Source organism: Nostoc sp. CALU 1950, from assembly GCF_051172895.1.
Classification (GTDB): domain Bacteria; phylum Cyanobacteriota; class Cyanobacteriia; order Cyanobacteriales; family Nostocaceae; genus Nostoc; species Nostoc edaphicum_A.
Map to the genome: position 1 here is coordinate 35,352 of NZ_JBDNJQ010000055.1, position 10,747 is coordinate 46,098.

10 protein-coding genes and 2 pseudogenes are annotated in these 10,747 nt (G+C 40.1%); 4 read left to right on the top strand and 8 right to left on the bottom strand.

What is annotated here, in order from left to right; all coding sequences use genetic code 11:
• Window positions 1-186 precede the first annotated feature (186 nt).
• Window positions 187-3,765 (top strand): AAA-like domain-containing protein, encoded by a 3,579-nt coding sequence (locus tag ABF638_RS16585; protein WP_435023932.1) that lies wholly within the window; start codon window positions 187-189, stop codon window positions 3,763-3,765.
• A 127-nt stretch (window positions 3,766-3,892) separates the two neighbouring features.
• Here ABF638_RS16585 and ABF638_RS16590 read toward each other — a convergent pair whose 3' ends face one another.
• The 6 genes and pseudogenes from ABF638_RS16590 to ABF638_RS16615 all read right to left on the bottom strand — a co-directional run bounded on the left by ABF638_RS16590 (window position 3,893) and on the right by ABF638_RS16615 (window position 8,996).
• Window positions 3,893-4,216 carry a response regulator gene (locus ABF638_RS16590; protein WP_435023933.1) on the bottom strand — a complete coding sequence of 108 codons (324 nt, stop codon included), beginning with the start codon at window positions 4,214-4,216 and terminating at the stop codon, window positions 3,893-3,895.
• 58 nt (window positions 4,217-4,274) lie between these two features.
• A complete protein-coding gene (locus ABF638_RS16595; protein WP_435023934.1) occupies window positions 4,275-5,378 on the bottom strand; it encodes a response regulator in 1,104 nt (367 codons plus the stop codon).
• 1,587 nt (window positions 5,379-6,965) lie between these two features.
• Window positions 6,966-7,457, bottom strand: a complete 492-nt coding sequence (locus tag ABF638_RS16600) for a hypothetical protein (protein ID WP_435023935.1) — start codon at window positions 7,455-7,457, stop codon at window positions 6,966-6,968.
• Window positions 7,458-8,019: 562 nt separating this feature from the next.
• Window positions 8,020-8,355, bottom strand: coding sequence for a type II toxin-antitoxin system HicB family antitoxin (locus ABF638_RS16605; protein ID WP_199346326.1), 336 nt, complete (start codon window positions 8,353-8,355; stop codon window positions 8,020-8,022).
• A pseudogene (locus ABF638_RS16610) lies at window positions 8,355-8,615 on the bottom strand (type II toxin-antitoxin system HicA family toxin). The gene ABF638_RS16605 and the pseudogene ABF638_RS16610 overlap by 1 nt, the downstream one beginning before the upstream one ends.
• Window positions 8,616-8,792: 177 nt before the next feature.
• Window positions 8,793-8,996 carry a hypothetical protein gene (locus ABF638_RS16615; RefSeq protein WP_435023936.1) on the bottom strand — a complete coding sequence of 68 codons (204 nt, stop codon included), beginning with the start codon at window positions 8,994-8,996 and terminating at the stop codon, window positions 8,793-8,795.
• 216 nt (window positions 8,997-9,212) lie between these two features.
• On the opposite strand from ABF638_RS16615, the gene ABF638_RS16620 reads away from it, so the two are divergent.
• Genes ABF638_RS16620 through ABF638_RS16630 form a run of 3 tightly spaced genes read left to right on the top strand, consistent with a single transcriptional unit; the run spans window position 9,213 to window position 10,015 of the window.
• Complete coding sequence (locus tag ABF638_RS16620) at window positions 9,213-9,428, top strand: hypothetical protein (protein WP_435023938.1); 216 nt, start codon at window positions 9,213-9,215, stop codon at window positions 9,426-9,428.
• Window positions 9,421-9,849 carry an aspartyl protease family protein gene (locus ABF638_RS16625; RefSeq protein ID WP_435023939.1) on the top strand — a complete coding sequence of 143 codons (429 nt, stop codon included), beginning with the start codon at window positions 9,421-9,423 and terminating at the stop codon, window positions 9,847-9,849. The genes ABF638_RS16620 and ABF638_RS16625 overlap by 8 nt, the downstream gene beginning before the upstream one ends.
• A gap of 25 nt (window positions 9,850-9,874) precedes the next feature.
• Window positions 9,875-10,015: a hypothetical protein gene (locus ABF638_RS16630; protein WP_435023941.1), complete on the top strand. Its 141-nt coding sequence runs from the start codon at window positions 9,875-9,877 to the stop codon at window positions 10,013-10,015.
• Window positions 10,016-10,126: 111 nt separating this feature from the next.
• Here the strand turns inward: ABF638_RS16630 and ABF638_RS16635 are convergent, their stop codons facing one another.
• Window positions 10,127-10,540, bottom strand: coding sequence for a hypothetical protein (locus tag ABF638_RS16635; protein ID WP_435023942.1), 414 nt, complete (start codon window positions 10,538-10,540; stop codon window positions 10,127-10,129).
• A gap of 30 nt (window positions 10,541-10,570) precedes the next feature.
• A pseudogene (locus tag ABF638_RS16640) lies at window positions 10,571-10,747 on the bottom strand (ISKra4 family transposase); the annotation flags it as partial.

Here is a 10,747-nt window from a genome sequence, read left to right on the forward strand (position 1 = left end):
CGGTGTGCCATATAGCAATCCGATTTGATTTCTGAATCACTCGTAGAGGTAAGGGACTGGGGACTGGGAAGAAGGAATAAAGGTGTACTGAGTTTTGTTCAAAAATCAAATATGAGTCCTATAGATATAGTATTCTGAATCCTGACTCCTGACTCCTGACTCCTCCTTTTCCAATCACAATTTTGCATGAGATACCAAGTTGGCGGTAGCCTCCACAGTGATGATCCCACTTATGTTGTGCGTCAGGCAGACGAAAAACTTTATACCAGTCTCAAAGGTGGTGATTTTTGCTATGTCTTCAACTCTCGCCAAATGGGTAAATCATCTCTACTACAGCGAATAAGTCGTCGTCTCAAGTCAGAAGGCTATAAATGTGTTTACTTAGACGTAACTCAATTGGGTAGTGAGGATACGACATCAGCACAATGGTATAAAGGAATCATTGTCAGCATGTTCTACGGGTTAAATCTGGTGGAACATGTCAACTTTAAGCAATGGTGGGATATGCAAGCAGGTCTTTCTCCTGTACAAAAGCTACACCAGTTTGTTGAAGAAATTTTGCTGCCAAATGTCAAGAGCGATTGTGAAGGAGATGTCAAAGCTAAAGGCATTTTCATCTTCATTGATGAGATTGATAGTTTACTGAGTTTAAATTTTCCGGTCAATGACTTTTTTGCCTGGATTCGTCATTGCTACAATCAGCAGGCACACGATCCGAATTTTCGACGCCTAGGCTTTGCATTGTTTGGAGTAGCCAGTCCATCTGACTTAATTGCTGACAAACGCCGGACACCTTTTAATATCGGAACGGCCATAGAGTTATACGGTTTTCGCTTGCATGAAGCTAACCCATTACTAGATGGGTTAAAGGGAGCAATCAGCCAACCAGAAATAGTGCTGCAAGAGGTAATCTACTGGACAGGGGGACAACCGTTTCTAACTCAAAAACTCTGCCAGTTAGTTCTTCAAGCTGCCTTAAAGACATCAGATCGAAAAATTATCCTATCCCCCAAAACTGAAGCGTATTGGGTGGAAGAATTGGTGCGATCGCACATTATCCAACACTGGGAATCACAAGATGAACCCGAACACCTCCGTACTATTCGCGATCGCCTACTTTTCAACCAACAACAAGCAGGACGCTTGTTAGGTCTTTATCAGCAGGTATTGCAAGCGGAGGAAATAGAGGACGTAAAGAATGAAGACACTAGCGACTCTTGGCATCCTCTATTTCCACTATCTCCCGTGCCTACAGATGATAGTCGAGAACAGACAGAGCTTTTACTATCGGGATTAGTCGAAAGGTACAACAGCTATCTCAGAATTAAAAATCCGATCTACCGCAGTATTTTCAATGCTGAATGGGTGTTAAAGCAGTTAGACAATCTGCGCCCTTATTCACAGCCATTCAATGCTTGGGTAGCATCGGACTTTCAAGATGAGTCACGCCTGTTGCGGGGGAATGCCTTACAAGAGGTCTTGGACTGGACTCAGCGAAAAAGTCTCAGCGATTTGGACTATCGATTTTTAGCAGCTAGCCAAGAATTGGAACGTCGGGAAGTTCAGCAAAAACTGGAAGTAGAACAGCTTAAAGAAACTGAAGCGCGATTGGCAAGTGAACAAAAGAACGCCCGTCTTCAGCAACGACTACTGTTAGGGGTAAGTGTGGCTCTAGTGGCAGCGATTATCTTGGGAATCATAACACTTTATGCCGATCGACAGGCATCGCTGAGTGAGGTAAGAGCGATCGCAGCAGCTTCCAATGGTAGTTTTAATTCCAATCAACGCTTAGATGCACTGGTACAAGCAATCCAAGCCAGACGGAAATTTCAACGGCTCGATCTGCAAAATTTGGCAGATGCACATACGCTGGATCTCCAAACCCGCAAAGTATTAGAACAAGCTGTCTACGGTGCTGATGAATTCAATCACCTTTCAGGGCATCAAGGAATTGTCTTAGGTGTTGACTTCAGCCCCGATGGCCAGTGGATTGTCTCATCTAGCATTGATCGCACAGTCAAACTGTGGAAGCGGGATGGAACACTGGTCAAAACCCTACCACATACCGCAACTATAAACAGTGTTCGCTTCAGCCCGGATAGCCGCCAGATAGTCGCTGCTGGCATTGATGGCACTATCCGTCTTTGGACGATCGATGGTAAATTGTTAACCATCCTCAAAGGGCATAAATCTGCGGTGTGGCGAGTTGCCTTTAGCCCAGATGGAAGAACGATCGCTTCTGCCAGTGGCGATTTTAGCGTTAAGCTTTGGCAACTAGATGGCACTTTAATCAGAACTCTTAAACATGAGCGTGGTGTCTGGGGAATTGCCTTCAGTCCCGATGGTCAAATCATCGCTTCTAGCATGGTAGGCGGCACTAATAAGCTTTGGCGATTGGATGGAACACTAATCAAAACATTCACAGCCGGAAAGGCAACTATTTGGAGTGTTGCTTTTAGCCCAGATGGACAAACTTTCGTCTCTGGCGGTGCAGATAACATGGTGCGACTGTGGAATCCAGAAGGTACTTTACTGAGAACTTTTAAAGGGCACACCGCTGAAGTATTTGGTGTAGCCTTTAGCTCTGATGGGCAGACCATTGCCTCCGGTGGTTCTGATAAAACTGTTAAACTCTGGCGGGCAGATGGTACTTTATTAAGAACTTTGCAGGGGCATACCTCAAATATTCAAACCATCGCCTTCAGTCCTGATGGAGAAACCCTCGCCTCAGCCGCCCATGACAACACCATCAAACTCTGGAGAGTCAACTCACCCTTAGTAAAGTTACTCAATGGCCATCAAGAAATGGTCTGGAAGGTGGCATTTAGCCCTGATGGGCAACGTCTAGCTTCCGTTGCTGGCAAAGAAGTCAAACTTTGGAAACGCGATGGTTCTCTAGCCAGAACTATTGTTGAAGACGATTCTAGAATGATTAGTCTCGATTTTAGCCCCGATGGTCAAACTTTAGCGATCGTTGGTTCTAAGGGTGTTGTGAGACTATGGCAACTAGACCGCAATCAGCGAACTATTCTGGAAGGCCCAGGTATCGGCCTTTTGGGTGTTAGCTACAGTCCTGATGGCAATCGGCTGGTGACTGTGGGTTTTGATTACAAGCTGAGACTCTGGCAACGCAATGCTAATGGACAGTTCCAACTCCAGCAAATGATCCAGGCGCATACAGGGCGAATTTGGGACATTGTTTATAGTCCAGATGGGCAATTTATCGCCTCTGCCAGTGCTGATGGTACCATCAAACTTTGGACTTCAGAAAATAGCGAACGCCTGTTGGAGAAACCAGATCGAATCTTAGAAGGGCATAATAGTGAAGTTTTTGGAGTTGCCATTAGCCCGAATAGTCAATTTATTGCCTCTACAGGCGGAGATGGTCGTCTCCGACTTTGGAAACGTGATGCTACTCTAGTGAGAATATTAGATGGTAAAAGTATTGGTTTAACAAGAGTCGCATTCAGTCCAGATGGTCAAATGTTGGCAGCCGCAGGTTTTGACAATACGATCAAAGTCTGGAAGACCGATGGCACTTTGCTCGTCACCTTAAATGGACATACGTCAAATGTGAGCAGTGTTGCCTTTAGTCCCGATGGCAAAACCCTCGCCTCTGGCGGAGATGACCAACTTGTGATTGTGTGGGATATAGAAAAAATTCTCCATCTCAACCTGCTGAAATATAGCTGTGATTGGGTGCAGGATTACTTAAAGACTAATGTAACAGTGGAAAATAGCGATCGCTCTCTTTGTAATCACTGACAAAATTTACACAACAATTTTAACTAATTCATGAATCACCCCTACTTAATTTTTATCTAACTCCCGTTAGTTTAGACAAAGCGTAGCTTTGGATTTTTGGGGGTATCCGATTTTAATACAATACAGTTCAAATAAGACCAAAACACTTGTAGAGACGGCGATTTATCGCGTCTTCTAGAGATGGCGATTTATCGCGTCTCAAAAACCCACGATTTTGATTAATCGGATTTGTTTTGATGAAGCGACACAATTCAAATCCACTCATTTCCGGCATCACGACATCAGTAACGATCGCATCTGGCTTTTCTTCTAAGATTATTTCTAGAGCTTCTTTTGCACTAGTTGCCTTAATGAAATTGTAACCCCTATCTGTGAGATAATTACTTATTAATTTCAATTCACTCAGACAATCTTCTATAACTAGAATAGTAGCGATCCAGGTAATACTCAACCTTCAATCTCCAAAAAAATATATTGGTTAAGTGAAGTTATTTTTTTATATTAAGAAATTAAACAATGTGTTGAAATATTACCTTTAGTAAATCTCCTTGTGTAAAAGGCTTAGTTAAATAGCCTGATGCTCTGACCATCTTAGCTTTAGCCCTCTCTATAAATCCTACTTTTTCTGACACCATAATCACAGGCGTATTTTTAAAACTTGAGTGTTTACGCAACAAAGAACAGAGTTCATATCCGTCTAAATTAGGCATCGAAATATCCAACAAAATTATGTCGGGTTTTGTGTAAACAATCTGCATTAAAGCTTTCAAAGAATCAGTGACTCCGACAACACAAAAAGTTTGCTCATCTAAATAACTTTGAATAGTATTCAATACTGTAGGACTATCATCAATACAAAAGATTGTGTAGATTTTCTTGTCAACAGGCGGTTGGATGATTTGCTGATCCCTATTATTATTAGTATTAATAGAGTAGGCTGGTGGTTTATAGGCGTTTGTTCTAGAAGAATTTGGTGTACTTTTGCTTTTAAGTTTTAGCTCATTTATTTTGAACAATTCTGAGGGGTGCGATTGAGAAGCTGGTGATGTCTGACAATAAGCCGCTTCTCTACGAGAGGCTTCGCCAACGCTTCTAGGTGTTTGACATCGTTCAACTAGTAAGCGGAGATTTAGATGACAAAACTTTGGCATATCATCCAGAAAGCTTTCAGGAATAAATTCATAACTCCCCTCTTGTAAGTTCAGAAATGACTCCAAAACTTCTAGCGCCAATTGCTCTATCAGTATCGCTGCTTGAGAGGGACTAATATATTTCTGATTGACTAACCAGCAAATAGCCAGATAATCTGGATTTGGTATTGCCTGATTTTCAATACCAGTTTCAAATATCGCTCGCAACTGTTCTTTGATTCCGCCAGGGAGAGTAGAAATTTGCTGACTCAAGCTTTGCAAATTTCTGTAAAGTGGCTCAAACATTTTCTCTGAGTAGCAGGCATAAATTAGCTTACCCTCGTCCATATATATTGACCAAGAGCCTGACGTGCTAAACACTTGCAAACAACCAGTAACCGACTTACCAGTGATTTTTTTCAACAAAGATAGGGGCTGGAGCTTTTGGAAAAACCTGTATCTACTAATCGGAAGTGTCTTCATTGGGATGGCTCTGGAATAAAATTAACATTTGCAGGCGAAATTAGTGAATTACCTTTTCGGAATTCACCGCGAATTTGTTGGGAGCACTGTCAGATAAATATAGCGGTCACATTTGAGTTAGTACAGAGATTTCACACCCCCCAACTCCTAATTCACCAATCTCTGTTAAGCTATAATGCACAAGTTACAACTAAACCAATTCATGCTATTTGCCAATAGCAAAATGGCCCGACTAGTTGCCAGGATATAGTATTTCAAAAATTAGATTGGTTTTCTGTATCTTTCGCTAATCTAGCCAATCTAACAGTAACTCAAGTGTCACGCCCAGACCATTGGCTCTCGCCCATCAGTCACAAAAGTATCATTGTTATCCGTATTTTGCAGCCTAAAATCGTAGATACTTGAATTCTCTTACAAAGGTTTTTTGATCCCTAATACTAAAGTCTAGAGCGACCAAAATCTACTGTAATGTAGATGTAAATAGCTCTCAAGCAAGGCTTTTAGACCTTAAATCCGCGCTGACGAACTATGTTTTTATAGCCGTGACAAAAGTCGTCGGGTACTTTTCCAAGAAGTTTATTCTTGAGGGTAACTTCATCAAGAGAAAAAGTATGATTAAAAACTAAGCACTCAAAAAAATCAATGTCATACTGAGGTTTGTGATTGTAGAGCTAATACGGTTCGGTTAAGCAGTGTGGCTTTGGGGATTTCTCCCATAAACAACTGCGTTAGCCAGGAACAAGGTTCACCCGAAGGTTCTTGAGGGTTCCCCCCATGACTGACTGGCGTGGGTTGGAGGGATCTTCAAAAGATTAAAACGTTAACTGAACAGTATTGGAGCAACTCTTAGTGTTAGATTGGGCAAAATTATCACTTGCACAACAATAATGTTAAACCTCCGACCAAGGATGAGTTAGCTGATAATTACCGCCATGATGGTGTGTGGTGAGATGCACAGGCGGCTAAATCAGCAGAAGGGAATCTCTTCATAAGTACTGGAAACGGGTTCTAATGTTGTGTGGGTCTAAATAGTCACCCTGCACAGTTTGGAGTGACAAATTCAAGAACTTAAAGCCAAATTCTTGATTGGTAGTACATACCTGTAAAATAGCTCTTTTCAGCTAGATGGTAGATAAAAAGTAACGTACTCACTAAAACTCAGGTTACTATAATTTTCAAAAAAAGTTAGCAGCAATATATAAACTTCATGATAAATCAGTAAAGTAAACATGAAAACTAATTAATAGCATCTTCCAGATAATTGTTATTAATCTTTATTTGTTTGGATGTCCGGAAAGGCTGAAAATGTACAGCAAAAGATAATTTTATATGCTTATTTAATTACACTTATAAATGAGTGAATTATTTTATGGTAGCAATTTTCCTGAAAAATTTTAAGTTTTAAAAGTCACAAATATAAATACAGAATTGCATGAGTAGCCTGTCCTCCTAGCTTCTGTCTTCTACGTAGATATGGCATTTATTAACCTATAAGGTATATCTAGCAAAAAGACGCAAAGAAATTCTTTGCGTCTTTGGCGTGAGATTTATAAGTGGACATTCTCACCGTTATACTTCTCCATCTATTTAAAATTGCTCCCGCCAGCACCAACTTAAAAGTGTGCCACCAGCTACCAGCTTAACTACTTCCAGTACCCAATAACTGCCGTGTAGTAAATTCATTGTCGATGGAATAGCGGCAGCGGCTTCAAATAGGTTCAGTTGAACACCGATGGCGCACATCTGCGGAGTTAAAAAATAGGTATCAAGCATAGCTATAGTTAGCAGTAGCGCAGATAAAGCAACACTGCGAATACGCCAGTGATATTGGGTTTTGCCCAAAGCTAATGCCCCAGTCAGCACTACAGCAGCAGATAATAATTCCATCCGATTGAAGTTCCAAAAAATGGTATAGCCTGCTGTCGTAAAACCAGCTTGGCTCATCATCCCGGAAAGATAAAGGCTAGGCATAATTACCCAGTCTAAAACGACGCTAGAACTGAGCCAAAAGCCCAAAGTCAATACGATCGCGGTTTGCCAAATTGGCCGTTTGAATTCAAGGTTAGAAATAGCAGTCATAAAATAATTGCGTGTGTTGTATTTCTCTAGTTTCATACTTCACTAGCAGTTTGACAACTAATATCAATTAACCTTTACAAAGCGATCGCTCTTAAATTCTGAACTTAATCCCAAGTTTTTTTAAACTTAGTTGAGAAATATTAAGTTTTTATAAAAAGTAATTTAAATAGATTTTGTTTGTTAAAAATACTCATGTCTACGACAGGCGTAGCTGCATCACTCTGCAAATTCACAAATCCTATTCGCTACACTTTCAATAAAGCGTAGACGCGTAGCGGCTTGTCGTTAGACATCGCCAGTTGTGTAAGAGTGAGTGCGATGTCTACGACGGGCTACGCCTACGTATTATTAGCTGTTTGAATGTCTCATCTGTAAGTTGGAGACGTGATTTTTCTAGTTGTAGCTTGGTGACATAACTGGAAAAATTGCTCATCTGTTATTTGAAAAACAGGAGCAAAGTTGATAGTTAACGCATCCATAGAAAAATTTAAATTTGAATACTCCCATAAAAAGGCCAAAAGCGAATGTACTTTAGCGAAAAAAATATTTAAAATGATTGACTTTAAGTATTGATTACTTTATCCGCAGCACCAGTTAATATTTCATCCATCCAAGCATTTATGCTTTTACCAGCCTTTTTAGCAGCAATAAATATTTTGCGGTGGTGTTCTGGAGTTGTGCGGAATGGAAGTTTACCAGAGAATGGTTTATCAGGCTCCTCTCCTAGTTCTTCACAGAAAGCAAGATAATCATCAACAGAAATTTGAAATTCTTGACGCGCTTCGTCTACAGTTTTTGCCTTAAAGGTAATTACGTCATTAATATCTAGGACTTGGCCAAAAAGTATTCCCGCTTCTACATCTACTTCTATACTAGCTGTGTATCCTTTATAAGTCATCATATTTCTATTCCTGCCTTAATTAAAAATTCTCTAACAGATTTGACTGCTCCTTTATCTGTCTCATTTTGAGGATGCGGTTCGTGAAAAACAGCTTTCACATCATTTAATTTCACACGAACCCGCGAACCTTTACCTTGAGTAATATCAGCACCGAGAGCTATAAATAAACTTTCAATATCTTTTCAAAGAATATTAGATGGTACAGGATTTGTAAAAATTAACTCTAAAATCTGACGTTGTTTGTTATTGAGATCCATTTAATCAATACAATTACAGCCATTTTACAGTTAAGTTGAATATAGCCACAGATATAATGATATCATATTATGATATCGTTGAAAATATAGAAGCGATCGCTGATTGTATGATGGCATTGTAGGCGATCGCCTTGCAGAAAACCTCAAAACAAAGCGTAGACGCATAGCGGCTTGTCGTTAGACATCATCCTCAGCGTTATCCCAAACTGATGAGAGTGATGTTTGACTGGTTTGAAGCCAAAATTCAGTTTCATCATCAGGAAGCAGCGTCACTAGCACTCTTGTCCCTTCCGGTAATTCCTCTGACTCTAGCAATTCGATTTTTCCTTCCCGAACAGTAGCCCAAAGCGTTTTTAGCATATCTGTTTTATGAATAGTCATGCTTTAATTTTATGCTTTGATAGTTTATGAGTAGCGATGTCTACGACGGGCTACGCCTACGCATTATCTAGGTATTCAATTCTCAATAGTTGCTTGAATTGTCTCACTTGTAAGTCGTAGACGTGATTGTTGTAGTTGTAGCTTGGGCTAAACGCAGTGAAACCCAACGAATAATCTATGATCGAGAAGCAGACTTGATTTACTAGAGTGCTTTGCATGGTTTCAGCAGAATTAATCTCTACTTTGCGAGAACTTAGTCGAGCAGATAAGCTTTACATTATGCAGGTTTTAATCTCAGAGTTAGCCCAACAGGAAACCGAGCTGATTAAGCCCGATCAGTCTTATCCTGTGTGGTCGCCTTATGATGCAGTTGAAGCAGCAGATACTATGTTAAAAGTGCTAGAAGCTGCTAAAACTCAAGACCATGCGTAACGCACAACGGTATTCCTTTATCCCGATTGATGTTGCATTGGGTGAAGCTAGTTTCCGCCCCTATCTACCGCTTACTTTGATCTACCAGCAAAATTCTGTGATCGCATCCGGTCTGTTGGATACTGGAGCAAGCGTGAATGTGCTTCCTTATTCAGTAGGAGTTGAGCTTGGGTATCTGTGGGAACAGCAGACAACTGCATTGAGTTTGACAGGTAATTTAGCTCAATACGAGGCGCGTGTCGTGGTTTTTCAGGCAGTAGTTGGGCAATTTGAACCTGTACAACTTGTATTTGCATGGACACAGGCTACAAACGTACCTCTGATTTTGGGGCAAGTTAACTTCTTTATGGAATTTGATGTTTGTTTCTACCGTTCCCATTTACAGTTTGAGATTAGCCCTAAATCGTTAGCCTCAGAGTAGATTTATTGTAGTTGTCAGCTACCTAATGCATCAATGTAGAGGACGCAAGCTATTGGTGAAGATAATTATAAAGAACGATCGCCTTGCAGAAAACCTCAAAAATAATGCGATCGCCTGTTGTAGAAGAGTAAGTGCGATCGCCTTGCAGAAAACCTCAAAAACATAGCGATCACTTTATACTTATCCTTGATATAGGAATCCTACTTGAGTCTTGCTCAGTATACGGAGAAGTCGAGCTTTGGATGTCAAGCTTCTAGGCAGCTTGATTGTTCATAAATCAAATAGGAGTCCTATAATTAAAAACTAGTTCTAAAATTTTCTTGAGTTCAATAATAGGTAAAGGTTGTTGTCTTGAGCCTCCAAATAATTGGTGTGTCACGCCATAAAATACGTTAGTTGTAATGTCTTTTTCTGTCAGAATATCACCTTTTTCTCTTTGCAGCTTTTCTTTATCTTTAAAATTGACATCCCAAACAACTAAAATATCAATATGACTGATATCTTTTTTATTTGAACTAATGTCTTTATATATACCACTTAATTCTATTCTGAATTCTATTAAGATTTCTTTTTTTAAACTTTTCCCATTAGCATTAAAAATGTTTTTATGAATTCCTAAATTATTATTTTCTGAATACTCGACTTCCTCCGTTTGGTCTAATCGGTATTCATATAATCGGGAGCATGTCAACTTTGTTAGAACAAAAGAACTAAGCAGGCTCTAAAGCTTGGCGTTGAGATAAGCACACCGATGCTTGAGGACTTGAGAGACATTCGATTCATCCCATTGTGCGCCAGAGATTTTTAATCGCCGATCTATCTGTTTGATAGTAGACTCGACTACACCAGAACCAATAGAACAAATACCTTCGGATTGATAATAATCATAATTGACAAT